The following is a 22,417-nucleotide window of genomic DNA, read 5'->3' as shown; positions in this document are numbered from 1 at the left end:
ATCCAAAAATCGCAGCGTCAGCCCAGCACATTGGCGTAGACGTGCTGCGCGAGTTTCTGCGGATCGGTCGTCTTCTTGAGCACGCCGATACGACGGAAGTCGTCGGCGAAATACGCGATCTCGTCGCGCAGATCGGCACCGGTCGGGTGGTGGGTATAGGTGAGCGTGGCGTACAGCTTGCGCAGATCCTCGGGGCTGATCTTCGGCGAGTACTTGGCGAAGATCTTCGCGGCCTCGTTCGGATTCTCGTTGACGAATTCCGTGGCCTGCACGATCGAGCGTGCCAGCGCGCTCGCGGCTGCCCGGTCGTTGCGCACGAGATCGCCGCGTGCGCCGATCACGCAGCACACCTTGCGGGCGTATTCGCCGCTGAGGTTCGTCGCCAGTTCGACGTAAGCGCCGTTGGTGCGCTTTTCCAGCAGATAGAGGTTCGGGTCGCCGTCGGCAATCGCCTGAATCTCGCCCTTGTCCACGGCCACGCCGAGCAGGTCGGCCGGGTACTGACGCCAGGTGATGTCGCGCTCGGCGTCGATGCCGTTCTTCGCGAGCAGAATCTGGAAGAAGTGCTTGCCCGGTGCGGCCAGATCCGACACGCCGACGGTCTTGCCCTTGAGCGCGGCGAGCGACGTGATCCCTGCCGCCTTCGAGCCGAGCAAACGCACGCAGCCGCCGTGCGAGCTACCGATGATCTTCACGTCGAAACCCGATTCCAGCGGCTTGAGCCAGCGGTGAATCATGCCCACGGCGGCGTCTGCCTTGCCTGTGGCGATGGATTCGAGCAACTGATCGGTCGAGCCGCTGTAGTTGATGAGGTCGACCTGCAAGCCGTTCTTTTCGAAGAAGCCGCGCTCCTGCGCCGCAACGATGGGCGTCAGGCAGAACGAGTTCTGGTTCCACGCGAACGTGAGCTTCTTCGGTTGCGACCATGCCTGACGCCCGAGCAGCAACGCGGGCGCGGCGAGCGCCACGGCCGTGCCCGCGCGCAGCACCTTGCGGCGGCCTGCGTGCACGGTGGCGGGTGTGACGGGTGTGGCGACATCGATGGTCTTGTCGGTGTGGCGGAACTTCATGGATACGACTCCCCTGTTGATTTGTGATGTTTGTACGTGAGTTTGCGTGTACCTCAGTGGTGCAAAGTCAGCGGATCAAAATCAGTCGAGCAGATCTGGCTCGGCTTCGACGAGGCCCTCGTAAAGGCTCTCGAACGAATACAGCGCGCCTTCGGGGCCACCGACCTGACTGTGCGTGTGACGCGCCGTCGCCTCATCAATCAGTTGCGGCGTGCCGGCGGCCTCGGCGAGCAACTGCGTGTGCGCAACGTTCTCCAGCGCGATGTACCACCACGCAGCGGCCTCGACCGTCGGGCCCGCCGTGAGAATGCCGTGGTTCTTGAGGATCACGCCCTTGACCGTGCCGCTGCCGTCGGGCTTGTTCAGTGCGTGCGCGATGCGGTTGCCTTCGCTGTCGTCGACCACCATGCCGGTGAAGTCGTCGAAGAGCGCGTGGTCTTCGAAGAAGCCGCACGAGTCCTGCGTGAGCGGATCGAGTGCGCGGCCCAGCGTCGACCATGCCTTGCCATAGGTCGAATGGGTGTGCGCAGCGGCGACCAGATGCGGATGCGCTTCGTGAATCGCCGCATGAATCGCGAACGCCGCCTTGTTGAGGGGCCGATCGCCCACGACGGTCTCACCCTTGGCGTTCACGAGCAGCAGGTCGGAGACCTTGATGCGCGAGAAGTGCACGCCGAGCGGATTGACCCAGAAGTGGTCGGTCAGCTCGGGATCGCGCGCGGTGATGTGGCCGGCCAGACCGAGGTCGAAGCCGTGACGCGCGAAGATGCGGAACGCGGCGGCAAGACGTGTCTGACGATGGCGCCGCTCGGCGACGATGTCGCTGCGCACGGGCGGCGCGTCGAACCAGAAGCGCTGCGCCGGGGCCGCGTTGAGCACAAGGCCGGTCGGCGTGGTGACGGTGGCCGGGGTGATGGGCGCCGGCGAGGTGGGCGAGGTACGTCCGAAGCTGTGGGTGTCGACGGGCAGAACGGCAGCCATTGAGTTTCTCCTTGGCGTCGAGTGGGGAAGTGGCGGGGCGACTGGCCCGTCAGGCGGCGCGGCGCGTGGCGTCGTGCTGACGGTCGCGCTCGGCGACCAGCGTGCGCAGGCGCGGAATCAGCTCGCGTCCGTAGTCGATGGCGTCGCCCAGCGGATCGAAGCCGCGAATGAGGAACGTCGTGACCCCAAGGTCGTAGTAATCGAGCAGGGCGTCGGCGACCTGCTCCGGCGTGCCCACGAGCGCGGTGGAGTTCGAACGTCCGCCGATAAGCTTGGCGATCTCGGTCCACAGCACCTTGTCCAGACGCGCGCCCTTGTCGGCGGCGGCGAGCAGGCGGCGAGCGCCCTCGCTTTGCAGTGCCGAGCCCTGCGGCAGCCCCGCGGCTTCGCGAATGGCCTTCGCCTGCGCAAGAATCTTGTCGGCGCGCTCCCAGGCCTTGGTTTCCGTCTCGGCCAGAATCGGACGGAACGACACCGAGAAGCGCGGCACGCGGCCATATACCGCCGCTGCGGCGCGTACGCGCGTGGTGATTTCGCGTACCTGATCGAGCGACTCGCCCCACAGCGCATAGATGTCCGCATGCCTGGCCGCGACTTCCAGCGCAGCCTCGGAGGCGCCGCCAAAGAAAATCGGCACGTGCGGTTGCTGCACGGGTTTGACTTCGGAGAAGCCTTGCTTGAAGCGGTAGTACTTGCCGTCGTGATCGAACGGCGTGTCTTCCGTCCAGATGCGACGCAGAATGCTCAGGTACTCGTCCGTGCGCGCATAGCGTTCGTCGTGCAGCAGGAAGTCGCCGTCGCGCTGCTGTTCCTCGTCGGAGCCGCCGGAGATGAAGTGAACGCCCAGACGTCCGCCGCTGAACTGGTCGAGCGTGGCGATCTGACGCGCGGCCAGCGTCGGGGCGACGAACCCCGGACGATGCGCGAGCATGAAGTGGATGTTCTCGGTCACGGCCGACGCGTAGGCAATCGTGAGCGTGGCCGACGGGCTGGTCGAGTGATGCGGCACGAGAATGCGGTCGAAGCCCGATTGCTCGTGCGCCCGCGCGAAATTGCGCACGTAGTCGCGGTCGACGACCGGACCGCTCTTGGGATGAATTTCGGATTGCTTACTGCTTTGAATCATGCCGATGATTTCGACGCTCATGACGCTCTCCATTTCTTGACAGGGGACGCGTGCACGGCGACGTGGGTCGGTTTGCGCTACACGCCCATCGATCGGAACAGACGGTGAATGGGAGTGAGCCTACGCAAACAATCTCCGGCCGTTAAATAATCATTTCCGCAAAGATTATTCGATATGGATGGTTGGGCCGCGCCATGCCGGGCCTTACGCTATGGGCACGGTCATACCGACACGCAGTGAAGCGCACAGGGCGCCGAACGCGAATTTGCTTATTCCAAAATCATGTCTTCTTCCGGTCTCGCACCTTCCGGGGCGGTGCTGCCCCTGCCGCGTGCCGACGGCCCCGCACGCCTGGCTCAACTGGACGCGCTGCTGCCGCCCATCACGCGCGCGTTGGCCGAGGGCGCGGCGTCGCTCGATCGCGATGCCCGTTTTCCGTTCGAGAACTTTGCGCTGCTGCATCGTCATGGCCTGATCGCCGAAATCGTGCCGCGTGCGGAGGGCGGCGGTGGCGGTGGATTGGCGACGGCGCGCCACATCGTGGGAGCTGTCGCCGCCGGCGAATCGGCCACGGCGCTCGTACTGACGATGACCTATCTCCAGCATCGCTCGCTCGTGAGGACCAGCACGCGCTGGCCCGAAGCGCAGCGTCGCGCGGTGTTCGAAAGCGCGGTGCGTGACGGCGCGCTCATCAATGCGTTGCGCGTCGAGCCCGATCTCGGCACGCCGGCGCGTGGCGGCTTGCCGTCGACCATTGCACGGCGTACCGAAACCGGCTGGCGGCTGTCCGGGCGCAAGCTGTATTGCACCGGCATTCCGGCGCTGCGCTGGCTCTCGGTGTGGGCGCGCACGGACGAAGCGGAACCGCGTGTCGGCGTGTTTCTCGTGCCGCGTCCTGCGGGTGCCGACGCGTCGCCCGATCGGCCGGGCATTCGCGTGGTGCAGAACTGGGATCACCTCGGCCTGCGGGCGTCTGCCAGTCATGAGGTCATTCTGGAAGACGTCGATCTGCCGTTCGGCAATGCGGTGGACATTCGTGCGCCGTCCGAGTGGGCGCCGGCGGGCATCGGGCAGCGCGACAACGACGCCCATATCGAGCAGCAGGCGTGGATGAGTGTCTTGCTCGGCACGCTCTATGACGCCGTCGCCCGTGCGGGTGTCGACTGGCTCGTGACGTTCCTGAATACACGCGTGCCGGGCAATCTCGGCGCGCCGCTGGCGACCTTGCCGCGTGTTCAGGAGACCGTGGGGGAGATCGCAACGCTGCTGCACGTCAATCAGCGTCTGCTCGATGCTGCGGCGCACGCAGCCGATGCGGGAGAACCCGATGACGACATTGCCAGCGGTGCGCTAAAGTTCACGGTGACGGGCAACGCGATCCGGGTGCTGGAACTGGCCCTGCAACTGTCGGGCAACCATGGGCTTTCGCGCAACAACCCGCTTGAGCGCTATCATCGCGACGTGCTGTGCAGCCGCATCCACACGCCGCAAAACGACACCATTCTGGGCGCTGCCGGCAGGCAGGCGCTCGCCGCTTTCCGGGAATCTGCATGACAGGTACGACCGAAGTGCTCGATGGCATCGCCTTGTCGCGCGATTTGCCCGCACATGATTACGACGCGCTCGACCCGCTGCGCACCTTCGTCGCTGCGTTTTCGCGACTGCTGGAGCGGCGTCCGCACGAAACCACGCTGCTCGAAGAGGGCGCCGGACTGCTGGCGCAACTCGTCGCCCGCGACGACTGGTTGCCCGAGGCGTTCGCTACGCCGCATCCCGAGCATTACCAGCAATTTCTGTTGCACTGCGATTCCGCGCAACGGTTCTCCATCGTGAGTTTCGTGTGGGGGCCGGGCCAGCGCACGCCGATTCACGATCACACCGTGTGGGGACTGATCGGCATGTTGCGCGGGGCGGAAGACTCGCAGCCCTACGTGCTGGACGCGCAAGGCGTGCCCGTCATCGCAGGGGAGCCGGTGCGGCTCACGCCGGGCGACGTGGAGGTGCTGTCGCCGCGTCTGGGCGACATCCACCGCGTGAGCAATGCTTACGACGACCGCGTGTCGGTGAGCATCCACGTCTACGGCGCGAACATCGGGGCGGTGCACCGCAGCGTCTTCACCGAGTCGGGCGAGCGTAAGGGCTTCGTCTCCGGCTATGCCAACGCGCAACTGCCGAACCCGTGGGGCAAGGCTGCGCCGCCCGCCGACAAACAATAGACAAACGCCCGACGCGCCAGATGCGGCCTGACCGGCCGGCAGGCGTCGGCATTCGACGAATTCAAGGAATTACCGTGTCCGTGCAATCGACCACCGCATCCCCTACATCCAACGACGTATCGTCGCAGACCGCAGACGCCGCGTTTCCCGAACTGACCTATGCCGAGGTGCGCGCCGCGTTGCTCGCGCGTAACGAAATCGCCTTGCTCGACGTGCGCGAGGAAGACCCGTTCGCGCAGACCCACCCGCTGTGGGCCGCCAACCTGCCGCTCTCGCGCGTGGAGATCGACGCCTGGGCGCGCATTCCGCGCCGTGACACGCGCATCGTCGTCTATGGCGTGCATGACGGTGAGGATCTCGCGCCGCGTGCCGCCGCCGTGCTGCGCAAGCTCGGCTACACCGACGTCAATCTGCTCGCGGGCGGCCTCGACGGCTGGATCGCGGCCGGCGGCGAAGTCTTCCGCGATGTGAACGTGCCGAGCAAAGCGTTCGGCGAGTGGGTGGAAGGGCTGCGGCATACGCCGTCGCTCTCGGCGCAGGAAGTACAGGCGTTGCTCGATGCCGACGCGGACGTGGTCGTCGTTGACGCCCGCCGTTTCGACGAATACCAGACGATGAACATTCCCGGCTCGACGAGTGTGCCAGGCGCGGAACTGGTGCTGCGCGTGCGCGAACTCGCGCCCGATCCGGCCACGCGGGTGATCGTCAATTGCGCGGGACGCACGCGCAGCATCATCGGCACGCAATCGCTTGTCAACGCCGGTCTGCCGAATCCCGTCGCGGCCCTGCGCAACGGCACCATCGGCTGGACGCTTGCCGGTCAGACGCTGGAACGCGGCGCCGACCGTCGTCACCCGTCGACCGTGCGTGATGCCACGCTGGCCGTCGCCCGCGAAGGCGCACGCGACGTGGCGGATCGTGCCGGGGTGCGCCGGATTGCGTTGGCAGAGCTGCCGTCCCTGAATGCCCCGGGGCGCACCGTCTACCGGTTCGACGTGCGCACGCCAGAGGAGTACGCGGCTGGGCATCTTCCCGATTTTGCGAACGCCCCGGGCGGCCAACTGGTGCAGGAGACGGACCATCAGGCGCCGGTGCGCGGCGCATGGATCGTGCTCGCGGACAACGACGGCGTGCGTGCCGACATGACCGGCTCTTGGCTCGCCCAGATGGGCTGGACGGTGTATGTGGTCGAGCCGCATGGCGACGAGGCGCGCGACGCGCAGGGCGGCTGGCCGCTGCATACGCCGAGCGCGCCCGATGTGGACGCGGTCACGCCCGCATTGCTCGCACGCTGGCTCGACGATGCGACGCCCGGTCAGATCGCGGTGCTCGACTTCACGTCGGGCGTCAACTACGTCAAGCGTCATATCCCGGGCGCATGGTTCGTGATTCGGGCGCGTCTGGCGCAGGCACTGCGTGAGATCGGCCCCGTGCAGCGTTACGTGCTGACCTGCGGCTCCAGCCTGCTGGCACGCTTCGCGGCAGCCGATCTGCGGCGTCTGACCGATGCCGAGATCGTGGTGCTCGATGGCGGCACGCAGGCGTGGATCAATGCCGGGTTGCCGCTCGAATCCGGCGAGACGCATCTGGCCAGCGCGCGCGACGACCGCTACCGTCGTCCGTACGAAGGCACCGACAATGCCGCCGAGGCCATGCAGGCTTACCTCGACTGGGAGTTCGGTCTCGTCGATCAGTTGCATCGCGACGGCACGCATCACTTTCAGGTCGTGTAAGGACGCACTCATGGACGGATGCGTGTGAGGGGAGCCACCCGTCGCGGGAACGCGCTCGTGGCATACTCCCGAACTTCAAGAGCCGCTTCGCGCGCCCCCGTAAGTGTTCAATGGGTTCTCCATGAGCGCGCCATGTGACGCGGAGCCTGCGCAGCGGCCGACCTGCCTTCGATCCGACCGATCCATCCATGTCACAGCCGCAGCGCCGCTTCGCCAGCCTCATCGATCCGTGCACCCGTATTCCTTACGAGTGGGTGTACCACGAGCCGGACGTCTTCCTGCAACGCACCTCGAAGTTCTCCGTCGCCAAGAAGTACCTCCATCGCCGCCTGCGTCTCGCGCTCAGCGGTCAGGCGGGTCGGGAGGTGCGGCACGTCGCGCCGCAGGCTCGCGTGTTGTGGATCTATGGCGGCAAGGCTTCCGTTGGCGATGCCGTGATGGACATGTCGGGCCGCGCCTTGTTGCGTGATCGCGAAGGCCCGGTCGACCTGCTCATCGGGTCGGGCCTGAAGGCCGTGTTCGACGGCGACGATATCTTCCGGAATGTCTACGACGATCCGGCGGCCGTCGATCCTGCGAACTACGATGTCGTGGTCTTGCAGGAATTCAACTACCCGACGCTGCGCATCAAACGCCGCTTTTTCGCGGCACTGCCGTTCGCCTGCCTGTTCCGCTTCTTCCATGGGCCGGATCGCAATCAGACACAGTTCAGTCTGGCCGCCGTCAACGACGTCTTCGACCTGCAACTCGCCCCCGACGAACTCTTCGCCCGAGCAAAACCGTATCTGCGCGAAGAGATGGATTTGCCGCAAGCGATCGTCAATCGTTTGCCGTCCGGACCGTTCATTGTGCTGGCGATGGGCGGGGTCGAACCGCGCCGCACCTATACCCATTGGCGCGAATGTCTCGACGCTTACGAAGTGGCGTTGGCACCGGGCATGCCAACGGGCATCGTGCTGTTGGGTTCGGGCAACGGTGCAGATGCCGCCCGTGAACTCATGCAGACGAAGTTCCCGCACCTCGAGCTGGTCTCATTCGTTGGCGAGCTGACGTTGCGTGACGCGAAGCGTGTCATCGCGAATGCGTCGCTATTCGTCGGCGCGGACGGTGGCCTGATGCACGTGGCGCATACGACACGCGCACCAAGCGTCACGCTGTTCGCTGCGGCCGAGCCGCCGTATCTGCGCCTCACGCCGCGTTGCCAGTCCACACCTTTGCAAACCCAGAGTGATGTGAGCGCCGTCGATCCGGTCGAACTGGCGCAGACGATCGTTGCAACGCTTGCAGCCACGTCGTCGCGCCTGCCGAATTAATCCATATCCCTGTCCGACGGGCCCTCGTCTTACCCTCCCGCCGCTGCAACTGAGGCAGCTTTTCCCCTGTTGCGCCGCCCCTAGGCGTGTCACGCGCCGAGACGGCCGCGTCCCGAGCATTACACGAAAGCACCGTGGAGACACCTGTCAACGTTGACAGGTGCGGTTTCGTGCGCCGGAACCTAACGTTCAATCAACAAAGATGCTGCAACCTCATGATTGCATAGGGTTTTCCCTTGTACGGAGAGGGCGGCGCGACAGTCCGTGACCTCGGGGGCGATGGCGTGGACAGGCTAGGGGCTCGGTTTTCGGCGGTTCGCTTGGTGGGAGCGTCCGCCGATTTTGTCGTATCGATCGGTTTGTCATGCCTATGTGTGGGAGAACCGTATGAAAACGCTAAAGCCCAAGGCGCTCACGCGTCGCCCGATAGCCCAGGCCGTTGCCGTATGTGTCGCCTGTATGGCCGCCCAAGCTCATGGCGCGATCGTGGATGGAGTTTCCCAAACGGTGGCGGCGCCAGGAGATCCGGCCGAATCGTGGCAGGTCATCAACGGCGGAACGCTCACGGTCTCGCCGGGAGCCGCTACTAACTTCATTACGGTCGAATCGGGAAGTTCGACGAGCGTCGATGGGGCGACGGTATCGGCCACGATTGGTGCGAACGACGGCATCCAGTTTCTCAATACGACAGGCACGATCTCGAACTCGACCGTGAGCAGCAACAGTGGCGCCGGTGTTTCGATGGGCTCTTTCGGCGGGTCAACGATAGCTCCCGTAGTCACGATTTCCAACAGCACGATCTCAGGGGCAACATTCGGTGCGACGGTTGGCACGAAGGGTACCCTTACGATTACCAACAGCACCTTGACCAGCAGCGGAACGGGGCCATTTCACGCTGGCCTGGCGAACTTCGATTCGACGCTTTCCGTCACTGGTGGCAGCGTGAGCGGGTTGAACGGGGTGTGGGTCGCGACGGCGACGAATGGCACCGCGTCTACCACGACGCTTAGCGGCACGACAGTGACGGGTAATACGGGCCCGGGCATTCTGATACAGCCGCAACCCGGCGTCACCGGCGCGAGAACCGCAAGCGTCAATATCGAAAACGGCTCCAAGATCACAGGAAGCGATGGCAACGTCATCAAAGCGGTCGGTGCAATCACCTCGACGGTCGTCGTGGACAATTCGCAACTGACGGGCAACGTGACAGGCGATGGAACGGCGGTCGTGGATCTCACCCTTCAGAACAACGCGTCGCTCACCGGCTCGCTTGTCAATCTGAACTCACTTGCTGTGAATTCCGGCGGGAAGTGGGTGCTGACAGGCAACAACACGGTGCCGACTGTGACGATGAATAGCGGCACGATCGATATTTCCGGCACCGCTGCAGGCACCGGCACGTTCCACACGCTCACGCTCGGCACACTTTCGGGTAACGGCGCTTTCAACATGAACACCAACATCGCCACCCATTCGGGCGATCTGCTGGCGATCACGGGCAACGCGACGGGCACGTATCAGCTTCACATCACGAATTCCGGGGCTGAGCCGAGTGTGATTGCGCCGTTGACGGTGGTGACGACCGGCGGCGGTGGGGCCGCGTTCTCACTCGTCGGCGGCAAGGTCGATGCGGGTGTCTATAGCTACGACTTGCGGCAGGACGGTAACAATTGGGTGCTCAATACTGACGCGCAGCCAGGGGAACCGGGTGGACCGGATCTCACGCCGGGCGCACAGACTGTCATCGGCATTTCGGGCGTGGCGCCGACAGTCTGGTACGGCGAGCAGGCTATCTTGAGATCCCGACTCGGCGACGTGCGTCTTCAGGACCAGGGCAACAGCGGCGCGTGGGTGCGCACGTTCGGCAAGCAGTTTCACGCGACACCCACGTCGGGTGTCGACTACCGTCAGACGCAGTACGGTGTCATGGGAGGGGCGGATGCCGTCGTCGGCAAGGCCTGGGGCGGGACCTGGCTTGTCGGCGGGTTGCTCGGCACGAGCCACAGCAAGCTTTCGTTCGATGGTGGTTCTACCGGCGGTGTGAACAGCTACACGGCGGGTCTGTACGGGACGTGGCTCGGCGCCACAGGCTACTACTTCGAGACGGTGGTGCGTTACAACCACTTCCAGAACGACGCCAACGTCATCATGAGCGATGGTGAAGGCGCGCACGGCAGCTTTGGCGAAAACAGCTTCGGGGCGACCTTCGAATTCGGTCGTCACATGAAATTCAATGGTGACTGGTTCCTTGAGCCGTACGCCCACCTCGCGCTGTTGCGTGTCGGTGGCGACGACTTTACGCTGACCAACGGCATGCAATCCAATACGTCGCGCACCGGCTCGGTGCAACTGCGTGTGGGGGCCGCATTTGGCAAAACATTGTCGCTGTCGGGCGGTGGCGTCATTCAACCCTATCTCAAGCTTGCGCTGGTCCAGGAGTTCATCAAAAGCAATCAGGTTACGGTCAACGGCATTGGTTTCAACAGCGATCTTTCGGGTACTCGCTTCGAATTCGGTGCCGGGGTGACAGGGCAAGTGCGTCGCAATCTTCAGATTTACTCAGAAATCGAATCCAGCGTGGGACGTCACATCAACCAGCCTTGGGGTGTGCAATTGGGGGTTCGTTACACTTTCTGATCGGTTCGATGCCGGGTATTGAAAGTGAAAAAATAGGGCTGTGATTCGCGATTCAGGTGAAGTGTCAGTGAATTTCAGTGAATATTGGTGTATTTGATCGCATTAATCGTGTTTTTTTAGGGTTTTTCCGTACGCTTCGCGTCGTTCTGACTTTTTTCGGAAACGACCATCATGCGTACGACAACGCCGCAGCGCTTAGCTGCGTCACCCCATCGACACCGGATCGCCCAAGGTGTCGCAATTCTTCTTGCCTGCCTGAGCACTACCGCGAACGCGGCTAACCTGATCGATGGCGGCCAGCACGATCTCTATGGACCTGGCGATGCCTTGGAGATGTGGCAAGTGCTCAACGGCAGCACGCTGACAATCCATCCGGGGGCCGCAACCAACTGGATTCGGGTCGCTAACGGTGGCAAGTTGCATGTCGACGGCGCGGAAATCCACTCCACTGGGGGAGTAAACGCCGGGATCTCGCTGGAGAATACGACCGCGACGATTGCGAACTCCAACATTTCGAGTGCACAAGGCGCCGGTTTGTGGCTCGGTGCCGCCGGGGGAAATACGGAAGGTTCGGTTGCGACGCTCATCAACAGCACCGTGAAAGGTTATGGGTTCGGTGTGCATATGGGTGCGGGGGCCACGATCGAGCTGAACGACACGCATGTCAGCAGCCTGGAAGGCGTGATCGGCACGCACAACGCTGGTCTGTACTCACGGGACTCCCGGGTATTGATCAATGGCGGATCCGTGACCGGGATGATGAACGGAATCTGGCTGTCCAGCGGCCCGAACGGCAACGAATCCGTGGCCGTGCTCAACGGAACGCATATCGAAGGCATCGAGGGCGCTGGCATTCTGATCCAGGCCGACGAGGACCATGTCGATGGCAAGACCGTATCGCTGACGATTGCGAATGGCACGACGATTTCAGGGGCCGACGGCAAGTTGATCGAACTCAGGGAGGGGCTTGATTCGACCGTCACCGTCGACAACGCCCAACTGACCGGCGACATCGTGAGCGACGGCAGCGCAAGGCTGGATCTGACGTTGCAGAATCACGGCTCGTTGACCGGGGCACTGATCAACGTTGACTCGCTGGCCGTGAATTCAAACGGTAAATGGGCACTGACTGGCGACAGCAGCATGGCCCTGATGACGATGGACGGCGGCTTCGTCGATATCCATGGCACGGCGGCCGACGGCACGTTCCACAAGCTCGATGTCACCGATCTATCCGGCAACGGCACGTTCCAGATGCAGGCTGACCTGCAAGTGGGCGGCGCCGATTTGCTTGACGTCGAAAACGCCACCGGTGCGCACCAGTTGCACGTGAAGAACACGGGTACGGACGGCGGTGTCGAAACGCAGCTTCTGGTCGAACAGGGCGGTGGTGACGGCTTGTTCTCCCTCGTGGGCGACAAGGTCGATGCTGGCGTGTATTCGTACGTACTGAAATCGACCGGTGAATCCGGTGGCGAGCGATCGTGGTATCTGGAGCGCACCGAAGAGCTTACGCCAGGGACCGACGCGGTCGTGAACATTCACAGCGCATTGCCGACCGCGTGGCTCGGTGAGCACACCGTGTTGCGTTCGCGACTGGGCGAAGTGCGTCTGGGCGAGGGCGATACGGGCGGTGTTTGGGCGCGTACGTTCGGTAGCCGGTACAACGCACGCCCTGATGTGGGTACGGGATACAGTCAGGACCAGTGGGGTGTCATCGCCGGTGGCGACGCCATCGTGATGCAAAACGACGCGGGGCGCTGGCTGGTCGGTGGCATGTTCGGCACCAGCACCAGCCGCCTGAAGTTCAATAACGGTTCGCGCGGCACGATCGAGAGCCATACCGTCGGCGCATACGCGACCTGGCTGGCGAATAACGGTTTCTATTTCGACGGTGTGCTCAAGTACAACCGATTCGGCTCCGAGCTGGATGTTCGGATGAGCGACGGTATGCGCAGCAAGGGCGATTTCGTCAATCATGGCGTGGGTCTGTCGGCAGAAGTCGGGCGCAAGATCGAATTCGGCAATCGCTGGTTTATCGAGCCGTTCGGGCAGGTGGCCGGCATGTGGGCAAATGGATCGGATTTCACGCTCGATAACGGTATGCATGCAACGACCAGCAGCACGAAGTCGCTGCTCGGTACGGTGGGTATGCACTTCGGTAAGACGTTCGAGACGGCCAAGGGCACTTTCCAGCCGTACGGCAAGCTTGCGGTGACGCACGAATTCGTGCGCAGCAACTCGGTACGTGTGAACGGTATCGATCTGCAGCAGGACATCTCGGGCACTCGCTTCGAAGTCGGCGCGGGTCTCGCCGCGCAGATGGCGAAGAATTTGCAGGCGTATGCGGAAGGCAGTTACTCGATCGGCAAACGTCTCGATAAGCCGTGGGGTGTCAACGTCGGCGTGCGCTATCGATTCTGAGGTGTCTGCGGTTCAAGGGTGACGTGCGCGCGTCGCCCGAGAAGTGTTGTTGTTCCATGTTCTCCATTTGGCCTGACTGCCCGCAAGGGTGTCGGGCTTTTTTCTTGGCGTGGTCTTGAAGTCGGACGGTGTTTCAGGCAGGCGGGCGCGATTCTGGCGCTTCAGGCGCGCAATACACGCGAGGCTGATCGTTATAGCCGACGCTGGCGCCATCGCCCACGCGCATCGCCTGGAAATAATCGGTGTAGTCCGCCTGAAAGCCGCGATACACGAAACGGTAGACCAGATCGTCCGGCGTATCGTCGTTTTTCAGGCGGCTCGTACGTACGGTATGCACACGCAGCCAGCTTCGTAGCGCAACGTACTCGAACTCGCTTGCCCGATGGACGACGCTCGACGTTTCGCCTTGCCGCACGCGCCCCGTGAAACGGGCTGTGCCTGTGCCATCCCGGTGATAGTTCGACTCCATCGTGCCGAAAACCTGAACGCGGGTGCCATCGGAAATATGGGTGTCGAATTCGATATTTGCCAGACATCGCCATTCGGCACGGTCATCCGGTATCAGCCACCATGCTGCGCCCCAGGGCACGATGGCAGCTACGATCACGCCCAGCCAAACGGTGCGACGACGAAGTCGGGTGGATTCGCGCGAAGTGCTGGGGGCAGGGGACGTCATGAGTTGGTGTGGTCGATCAGCAAGTAAGACAGACAATCGGAATTGGCGCGTCCGATCGGTTCGCGACACAGGAAGTAACTGAAGACGTCGAGACCGCCCGAACCGTTGATGTAGACGTATCGTTCATGCGCGTCGCCGATGCTCAGCGGTGGAGTACTTGCGAGCCGTGCGAGACGTTGTTTGACGAAGTCCGTATCCTGTTTGAAATCGGGAGCGATGAAGACGCGATTGTCGGGGGCGTCTTCGAGTGGCGTCCATTGAGCGATGCTCGCATTGGTTCGCAGGTCGCCGCGTAACGAGGGAAGGCCCCAGCCGGCCAATATGGCACTTACGATAGCCACCCCTGACCAGACGCTCGCGGTGGACCATCCGGGCCGCCATTGGGGATGTGCGGCGGGTGTCGCAACGGCGTTGGACGATGCCGGCGCGGTTTCGCCGACCGGCTTTCGATCGGCGTTCGGCGAAGCATCGTGGGGCTCGACGTTGCGAAGTGATATGGCCACGGAGGGCGCCGAGGCCGGGTGCGTTGTCAAGCTGGATGCGTTCGGGGAAACCGGTGTTTGAGCGGAGTTGCTTCCGTCATTGGACGTTGCTTCAGAAATGCCGACAATTTGAGCGTTATCCCAAGGTGAGGCGGCAATGGCCGGTCCGTTTTCAGGGCGGAGCGGAGCGCTCGTGAGCGCATCGACGAACGGACTGATTCGTTTCGCGTTAGTCAGGCGGTATCCGATTCGTGGCAACGTCGCCAGCACGGTGGGGTCGACACCGAGTTGCTGCAAGCCGCGTCTGATGCGTACGATGGACTGACTTAGATTGTTGTCGGAGACGACTGCGCCGTACTGTTCCCAGCCTTGCGTGAGCAAATTACGCTTGGTCACGATCTCGCCCTCGGCCTCTAGCAGCACCTGAAGGCAACGCCCGGCGGCGGCGCCGAGCGGTACGCTTAGACTCGCGTCATGCTGCGAGACTAGCGTGAAGGTGTCCGTATCGAAGCCTGCAATGTCGCCGATGAGGAACTTGACCATAGCAAATCGCCAAGGTGTGGAACACCCTGGCGGTAGAGAGTTTGGAAGTGCGACGAGGTCGTGACGCTTTCGTTTTGAGACAGCGTCACGCCGTCGTCGCCAAATGTTACTCCTTCTTAAATGGATCTGGCGTTGGGCGAGCCGCGATCTCGGCGAGCTTTCGTTGCAGCGGATCGTCGATCCGGTGCTCGGTTTTGCTGAGCTTCAGCAGTTGTGCCTCGCGCTCCTGCTTGTATTCCCGGAAGGCACGTCGCTGCGACGAAGTGGTTCGCCAGGCGCGCACGTAGGCATTGAGTGCGGCCTGCCGTGCCTCCGGCGATCTGCCCACGCCGGCAAGGGCTTCTGCGAGTGTCGGACGGTGACGGCGTACCGATCGGCTACCGACCGCTTGCGTGCCAGCCGGTTGTGGCGGGTTCGGCATGTTGCCGAGCTCGACGATGTGTCTGCCGCCCTCGTTCGAAGTCACGGCGCCGGAACCGTCATTTCGCGACACTGAGTATTGGATACGTGCCCGGGCCAGGGGATAGGCATTGACCAGCACTGCCTGCGGCCACGCAAATGTCAGATCCGCGCCGGCATTCCGGTCGGTGATGATGGTTTCGAAATCGAACCCGGGGACCTCGTTCACTTCGTCGGGACCTCCCCACTCCGCATCGGGCAGAGGCGCGCCGTCGGGTTGACCGCTGGCCCATGCGTTACACAGCACGTGTACCCGAACGCGATCGCCGATCTCCTGATTTGCATAGAGGGGCACCGTCATCGGCGCGAAGCCGCCATGTTCGACGACGATTCGCCAGGTAATGACGGCGTCGTTGAAATATGCGTCATCGAGGGGCTCGCCCCCGCCGGGAAGATCGCCGGTGTCTTCGGCTTCCACGGCAGTGGGGGGAGAAAGACTGGTGTTGACTTGTCCGTCGGGAATCAGCGTGCGTTCCACGATGTACTGGACATCTTTTTCGCCGCTGCCCGCAGCTTCCACCGTCTGCCACAGCAGCGGACGCTCGAGATCGATCTCGTTCACCACGTCGTGATTGCCTATCGTGTATTCACCTGCGGCAACGCCGTCATACATGAAGATGATCTTGTCGCCGGGCAAGAAGGCATGCTGATCCGTGATCGTGCCATCTGCTGCTCTAACGAACCAGGGAATGATGATCTTATGGTCGACCTGGACAGAGGCATCGGGAATATGGTTCTCGCGCTCCCCTTCCTGCCATGCCGAATGCCGCACGGTGGGTGCGCCAAGTGCTTCGTTTTCCGGGGTTTCCTCATCGGGATCTTCGCCGCCGGCCTGACTCAGATTCACGCGAACCGGGGTCGCGGTGTCGGGGCGCCCGACTTCCCGGCCTCCGGCGCCATAGACGACATAGTTCACGTCGATATCGGCGTACTCCTCGGCGTCCTTGTTCTCATTCCATTCGGCGGCGACCACGCCATAGGGCACTTCGACATCGAGCATGAACGGTTGCGTGTTATCACCATTGAAAACGACGCCGTCCAGCGCGCGACTGCCCCATAGCACCACGATGGTAAAGCCGGGTTCGACGCTCGCATGCCCAGGGATCCGTACGACCACTGGCGTGCGGGCATCCTCTTCCACAATGAGACCATCGTCTTCGTGCAGCGGAACCTCGGGCGGTTCCAGATCGTCGATCCCGCCCTGAATGAACACGTCGATGAGTTTGACGAACGCTTCGTCCGACTCGTTGCCAGCGAGGTCGGTGATCTTGTAGGTGATTTCGAGAATCCCGTCGCCGACCTGTTCGAGAAGCGCGCGGGGGAATTCCAGTACCACGGGGTCCGAAAAGTCGTAAGGGTAGGGGATCTTGACTTCCGGGATTGTATGATCCGCGCCACCGACCTGCCGGATGATGCCGACGATCTTATCCAGGTAGAACTGGTTGCCCCAACTGGGGAGGGTGACCTCCAAAACGTTATCCAGATCCGTGAGAATCTGGTCGGTCAGTCCGTTCTCTGCCTCTACCGGCACTTCGCCCTCGCCGAGATTCTCCGGTGCCTCGAAGTCCAGTGTGAAGTACGTCTCCAGTGAGTTCTCGCCCCAATCGGGGTCGAACTCCGGTTTCACGCCGTATGTCAGCGTGTGCATCCCGTGCGTCAGCAACGTCGGCTGGACCCCGATGGTGAAGAAGCCTGCGTCCAAATCCGGTTGCCCGATCGAGCCCTCCACGCCATCAGACACACCGTCCACGTAATACCGGGTTCGATAGCCCAGCGTGTAGTGGGCCTCGATGGGCGCAGTGAAGTTGATGGGCTGTCCCTCAAATGTCGCCTTCACGATGTTGAACGGGTAGACGTTGTCGGGGATGTTCTCCCGATCGGCCAGCGCGTTCGGGTCGATAATCGGGGGGGTAGGCTGGAAGAGTGGATCTTCCTCCGCAGATGGCTGGGTCGCAGGCACATTGAGGCTCGCCGCCTTGTTGTCCGTGCGTAAAAGGGCCTTGCGCTTGACTGTCATGACAAACCTCCATTCGGAGAGGGAAGGGTTTGCCAAGTGTCGCCCTGCAAGTTTCGCCGGGTAACTGTCAACGTTGACAGTTGTCGGGCATCGACCGAAGCAGTGAGATGAGGGGGTCGGCACACGCCACGCCGAATGCGCGCGACGTGTGCCGTTTTTCCCCGTCTGTCACGCATGTGCCCCCAAGGCCATGCTCGTCCGGAGGTCCGTCATGAATATCAGAGATGCATCCCTGTTTCCCGAGCTATCGCGGCTGAGCGCCGACGAAGAGCGGGCCGATACCCGAGTCCTTCAGGCGCCGCGCGTACCCGACGCCGAAACGTGGGGCGGTATCGGCTACCGGAGTCTGCACAACATCGGGCAGCCGATCACGGTGTTGGTGCCGTGGGCAAACGAGTTCGAGCGAAACGATACGCTGCGGCTGTATTGGGGGCGAGCCGACCTCGTTGCGCATGCGATCATCATCACGAATGCAGACGACACGTCGTATCAGATGGAAGTTCAGGTGCAGCACGTGTTGAATCAGGACGACGGCGAAGTGGAGGTGTGGTACGAGTTGGTGTCGAACATCAGCGGCGAGGTGACACGGTCGCCGCCGGCATTGATTCGTGTCAAGCGCACGATTCCGGGCGGACTTGACCCGGACCAGTCGACGCCGCCGATCAACGAGCGGCTGGCGCTGGCGGTGCTGCCCGCCGGCCCGATCGAGCCGCCGATTCCTCCGGAAGGGATCGCGCTGACGATTCCGCGATGGCTGAACATGGCGCAAGGCGACCGGTTGACAGTGTATTGGGGATCGCAGTCGCTACCGGTGAAAACGATATCGCTCGACGAGGTTGATACGGACATTGTCGTGATGGTCGATGAGGAGACTATCAAGGAGGCTGGCGACGGCGAGGACATGGCGGTCACTTACGATGTCTACGACGTGGTGACGAACTATTCGCTTCGCGCGCCTCCGGCATTCATCGAGGTGGAAGTTGGTGATTCCATCTATGCGCCGCCGGCGTTGGTCGGTGCGCCCGGCGGTGTGCTCGACTTCGATGCACTGGACGGTCGCGACGTGATGGCGATCGCGATGGTGAACGGCGATCTCACCGACGGCGACACGCTGGAACTGGTGTTCGACGGACGCTCCTACGACGGTCTGCCGGTGATGTTCTCGGTGACGGCGTCCTGGACCGATCCCATGACGGAATTCATGCTCGCCAATGCGAGCCTTGCGCCGGTGGTGCCGGGCGAGGGGTCGATCTTCTATCGCGTGACCGACAGCAGTGGCACAAGCAAGGGGCGCTCTCGCCGGACGTATTACACCATTACCGGCGCGTCGCAGTCGTTGCCCGCGCCGGTCGTACGCGAAGCCAATGGCGAGGAGCTTGATCCCACGCTGGCGCCGGACGGTGCGCATGTGGACATTGCCGAGTGGGAGGGCATGGCGGAAGACAACATCGTCACGGTGCATTGGATCGGGACCGCCGTCGACGGCACGCCGGTCACCCATCAGGAGTCGGTAACGCTTGACGACACGCATATCGGGGAGACGGTGACATTTGTGGTGCCCAAGAGCAAGGTCGACGCATTGGCGGGCGGCACGGTCGATGTGTATTACACGGTCCTGTCCGGCACGAGCCTGCGCCAGTCGGAGCCGATCACGTTATCGGTGCTCTCGACCGTCGAACTGCCGCCGCCTTACGTCGTATCCGAAGCCGACGGGGAATACGATCCGGGACCTGGTCCCGACGGCGCGCTGATGGTGATCCCTCAGTGGCCCAGCATGGCGGAAGGCGATTCGGTGACCTGGTTCTGGCTGGGGACGTCGGATGGTGGACAAGAGACCAAAACCGTTCAGGTCTCGACGGTGGGTCACGTTGAAGTTCCGATTTCACGCGGCGTCGTAGAGGCCAATGCCAACGGTGGCGACACCGTGACGGTGCTCTACCGAATCAAGCGCGCGAGCGGCGCGGAGCAGGATTCGGAGTCATATCAGTTCAAGGTGTTGCCGCTGCCGCCGGTGCGACTGCCAGCGCCCTTGGTCGAAGAAGCGGTCGACGGTGTGCTCGACCCGAGCGATGCCGTGGACGATGCCACGGTGACCGTCAAGGCCTACCCGGGGATGGCGCGCGACGATGTGGTGACGGTGTGGTTCGCAAAAGGCACGGTCGGCGAGTTCACCCGCACATTCTTTGTGAGCGACAACACGGTAGGGCAGGACATCGCAATGTATGTGCCGCATGAGAATGTGGTGCTTGTCGACGGCCTGATCGTGACCGTGAACTACACCGTGAAAGTCGGTGACGTTGTGACCCCGTCGGAAGACCTGCTGCTGGAGGTCAGCACGGCGATTCAGTGGCCGGCACCGTACGTGCGGGAGGCAGATGGCGACTATCTGCCGGAAGAGGCTTACGGTCGGGGGGCAACGACCGTCGTGTCGTGGCATGAGGGTATGAAAGTCGATGACATGCTGGACATCTATTGGGGCGAAGGCGCCGACGAGTACCACGACAGTATTCGCATCGTCGGCCCAATGGATTATGAGTTGATCGTGCCAAAGAGCGTAGTGGATCGATTCCTGATGCAGGAAGTGCCGGTGTACTACACCATCACGCGAGGCAACCGGGTGATGGAGTCCGAGGTGCTGAACCTGCGAGTCGGCCTGTTCCTGCCGACGCTGGGTGCCCCCGAGGTTGCCGAAGCGCAGCAGGGTGTGCTCAAGCCGACCGATGCGCGCGACGGGGCGACGGTGGTCATCACATACGAAGATATGCAGGTCACCGACAAGATCCAACTGAGCTGGGATGGCGATACAAGCTTCGCTGAAGCTTCAGGCGATCCGAGCGGCACGTTGGAGATCGTGGTGCCGCCGGGCAAGGTTGCGATGAGCCTCGGTCGCACGGTGCCGGTGATGTACACGCTCAAGCGAGGGGAAAAGGAGATTGACTCCGATACGTTGAACCTGACCGTGAACAATTTCGTGCCGACCAATTTGCCGTTAGCCAATGTGGTTGAGCAGGAGGATGGCGTGGTGTCGCTGCCGAGCTTCACGGGTGATGCGACGGTGCGGCAGCCGAGTTGGCCGTTGATGGCGGCGGGACAGCGCATCTGGGTGCGCGTCCTTGGCACGCTGGATACGGATCGGCCGACAACGATCACGCTGGAGAACGGTCATGTCGTGACCGAAGCGGAAGGCGGCAAACCCTTCAATAGCGTGCTCGAACGTGCCGATCTGGAGAAACTGAAAGATGGATCCGAGCTTCGTATCGAAGTGAAGGTGACGTTCGACGGCAGTGACAACGAGGATGACGCGGTGCCGTTCCGAGTGCGCACGTTGCGCATTGCGCACACGCTGCCATTGCCGGAGCCGCTGGTCGTTGACGCGCCCGACGGCGAGCTGGATGCGATCGACGCGCTCGACGGCGTAACGGTACGTGTTCAGTACGACGACATGGAGCCGACCGATCTCATCGAACTGGTGTGGGACGGCGGTTCGGACTTCGGTCAGGTGCCGGGGACTGCGGCAGGCTTCGTGGACATCGAAGTGGATGCGGACAAGGTGCTGGCGTACATCGGCAAGACGGTGACGGTGCATTACATGGTGATTCGGGAGTCGGGGTACTACGCCTCCGGCGTGCTGGATCTGACCGTCAATGAGTTCGAGCCGGGCGATCTGCCGACCCCGGAGATTCCGCAGGCAGACGGGGGCGTATTGCGTCTGGCGGACTTCGACGGCGATCCTCGTGTGACGGTTGAGCCGTGGCGCGCCATCGCAGTGGGACAGAAAGTGTGGCTGCGGGTGCATGGCACGCTGGCGAACGGTCAGAGCGACACGATTGTGCTGTGGCAGGCGTCGGGGGTGACGGCAGGGGAGGTCACGGCCGGGCTGTCGAAGGCGATTCCGCGTGCGCGTCTGGAAGCGTTGAAGGACGCCTCGGACCTTCGTGTAGAAATGAAGGTGACGTTCGATGGCGGCAGCGATGAAGCGCAAGCCAGTCTGTTCCCCGAACTGCGGTTGAAGATCGAGGTAGCGCCGGATCTGGGGGTTGAGCCGAGTCAGATGGTGCTTAACGGGCTTGCGGTCAGGCAGGATGGGTGGCCATCAACAGGGCGGGATGCGCCGGGCAATACGGGAACGCGTGTCGGCACCGGCGGTGTACCGCCGTACACGTACAGTTCAAGCCGCCCATCGGTGGCGACAGTCAACGGTGCGGGCAAGGTGTCGGGCATCGGGAACGGCAGCGCCACGATTACCATCCGGGACAGCCGGGGGGCGACCGTTTCCTATCCGGTGGTCGTCAGCAACGTATATCGCTTTGCCTTCAATCAAAACTACGGCATATCGTATTCTCAAGCGATCGCGTGGGCGAACAGCTTAGGCGGACGAGGAATAGCGCACACCGAGATCGAGCTGCTCAAATCTCTCTATGTACAAGGATATTACCCAGATGGGGCGTCTTACTATTACTGGTCATGCACTAACTCCACTTGTGGAGCGAATAGCTCGATGATGATCGACATCTGGTATCTCACGATATCTTGTTCGACTCCGGGAAGCGGTGGCACGACGCACGCGAAAGCCGCTTGCTTGGTCCCAAGGAATGGATGACACCGATCGGAAAAGCGAATAGCGCAGACCAATCATTTTTCTAAGTCCGCCTTTTCATCAATCCTCAATCTCCGATAAACGGAGCATCACCTCATGCCACGGCATTCCACGCCGTGGCATTTTTTATGCCATTGATCACC

General features: G+C 62.5%; 13 protein-coding genes. 7 read left to right on the top strand and 6 right to left on the bottom strand.

Features of this window, described 5'->3' with window-relative positions:
- Window positions 1–17: 17 nt before the first annotated feature.
- The 3 genes from C5N93_RS11295 to C5N93_RS11285 all read right to left on the bottom strand — a co-directional run bounded on the left by C5N93_RS11295 (window position 18) and on the right by C5N93_RS11285 (window position 3,198).
- On the bottom strand, window positions 18–1,070 hold the full coding sequence (locus C5N93_RS11295) for an ABC transporter substrate-binding protein (protein ID WP_242559332.1): 1,053 nt from the start codon (window positions 1,068–1,070) through the stop codon (window positions 18–20).
- 81 nt (window positions 1,071–1,151) lie between these two features.
- On the bottom strand, window positions 1,152–2,051 hold the full coding sequence (locus C5N93_RS11290; protein ID WP_242559331.1) for a class II aldolase/adducin family protein: 900 nt from the start codon (window positions 2,049–2,051) through the stop codon (window positions 1,152–1,154).
- 49 nt (window positions 2,052–2,100) lie between these two features.
- Complete coding sequence (locus C5N93_RS11285) at window positions 2,101–3,198, bottom strand: LLM class flavin-dependent oxidoreductase (RefSeq protein ID WP_242559330.1); 1,098 nt, start codon at window positions 3,196–3,198, stop codon at window positions 2,101–2,103.
- A gap of 261 nt (window positions 3,199–3,459) precedes the next feature.
- On the opposite strand from C5N93_RS11285, the gene C5N93_RS11280 reads away from it, so the two are divergent.
- The 6 genes from C5N93_RS11280 to C5N93_RS11255 all read left to right on the top strand — a co-directional run bounded on the left by C5N93_RS11280 (window position 3,460) and on the right by C5N93_RS11255 (window position 13,500).
- A complete protein-coding gene (locus C5N93_RS11280) occupies window positions 3,460–4,731 on the top strand; it encodes an acyl-CoA dehydrogenase family protein (protein ID WP_242559329.1) in 1,272 nt (423 codons plus the stop codon).
- Window positions 4,728–5,393, top strand: a complete 666-nt coding sequence (locus C5N93_RS11275; protein WP_242559328.1) for a cysteine dioxygenase — start codon at window positions 4,728–4,730, stop codon at window positions 5,391–5,393. Before C5N93_RS11280 ends, C5N93_RS11275 begins: the two co-directional genes overlap by 4 nt.
- A 152-nt stretch (window positions 5,394–5,545) precedes the next feature.
- Window positions 5,546–7,126, top strand: coding sequence for a rhodanese-related sulfurtransferase (locus C5N93_RS11270; protein WP_242559437.1), 1,581 nt, complete (start codon window positions 5,546–5,548; stop codon window positions 7,124–7,126).
- A 188-nt stretch (window positions 7,127–7,314) separates the two neighbouring features.
- A complete protein-coding gene (locus C5N93_RS11265) occupies window positions 7,315–8,439 on the top strand; it encodes a glycosyltransferase family 9 protein (protein ID WP_242559327.1) in 1,125 nt (374 codons plus the stop codon).
- 387 nt (window positions 8,440–8,826) lie between these two features.
- Window positions 8,827–11,076 (top strand): autotransporter outer membrane beta-barrel domain-containing protein, encoded by a 2,250-nt coding sequence (locus C5N93_RS11260; protein WP_242559326.1) that lies wholly within the window; start codon window positions 8,827–8,829, stop codon window positions 11,074–11,076.
- Window positions 11,077–11,247: 171 nt separating this feature from the next.
- The gene (locus C5N93_RS11255; protein ID WP_242559325.1) at window positions 11,248–13,500 is read left to right on the top strand and encodes an autotransporter outer membrane beta-barrel domain-containing protein; all 2,253 of its coding nucleotides are present in this window, start codon (window positions 11,248–11,250) and stop codon (window positions 13,498–13,500) included.
- A gap of 133 nt (window positions 13,501–13,633) precedes the next feature.
- Here C5N93_RS11255 and C5N93_RS11250 read toward each other — a convergent pair whose 3' ends face one another.
- From C5N93_RS11250 to C5N93_RS11240, 3 genes are all read right to left on the bottom strand, one after another.
- Window positions 13,634–14,176, bottom strand: a complete 543-nt coding sequence (locus C5N93_RS11250) for a hypothetical protein (protein ID WP_242559324.1) — start codon at window positions 14,174–14,176, stop codon at window positions 13,634–13,636.
- Window positions 14,173–15,201 carry a winged helix-turn-helix domain-containing protein gene (locus C5N93_RS11245; RefSeq protein ID WP_242559323.1) on the bottom strand — a complete coding sequence of 343 codons (1,029 nt, stop codon included), beginning with the start codon at window positions 15,199–15,201 and terminating at the stop codon, window positions 14,173–14,175. The genes C5N93_RS11250 and C5N93_RS11245 overlap by 4 nt, the downstream gene beginning before the upstream one ends.
- A 106-nt stretch (window positions 15,202–15,307) precedes the next feature.
- Window positions 15,308–17,677, bottom strand: a complete 2,370-nt coding sequence (locus C5N93_RS11240; RefSeq protein ID WP_242559322.1) for a hypothetical protein — start codon at window positions 17,675–17,677, stop codon at window positions 15,308–15,310.
- Window positions 17,678–17,888: 211 nt separating this feature from the next.
- Between C5N93_RS11240 and C5N93_RS11235 the strand changes: the two genes are divergently transcribed.
- Window positions 17,889–22,277, top strand: coding sequence for a hypothetical protein (locus C5N93_RS11235; RefSeq protein WP_242559321.1), 4,389 nt, complete (start codon window positions 17,889–17,891; stop codon window positions 22,275–22,277).
- Window positions 22,278–22,417 lie beyond the last annotated feature (140 nt).

The organism is Pandoraea sp. LA3 (assembly GCF_022696215.1).
Classification (GTDB): Bacteria; Pseudomonadota; Gammaproteobacteria; order Burkholderiales; family Burkholderiaceae; genus Pandoraea; species Pandoraea capi.
Note: the sequence above shows the minus strand (reverse complement) of the source record. Positions and strands in the feature narration are given on the sequence as shown.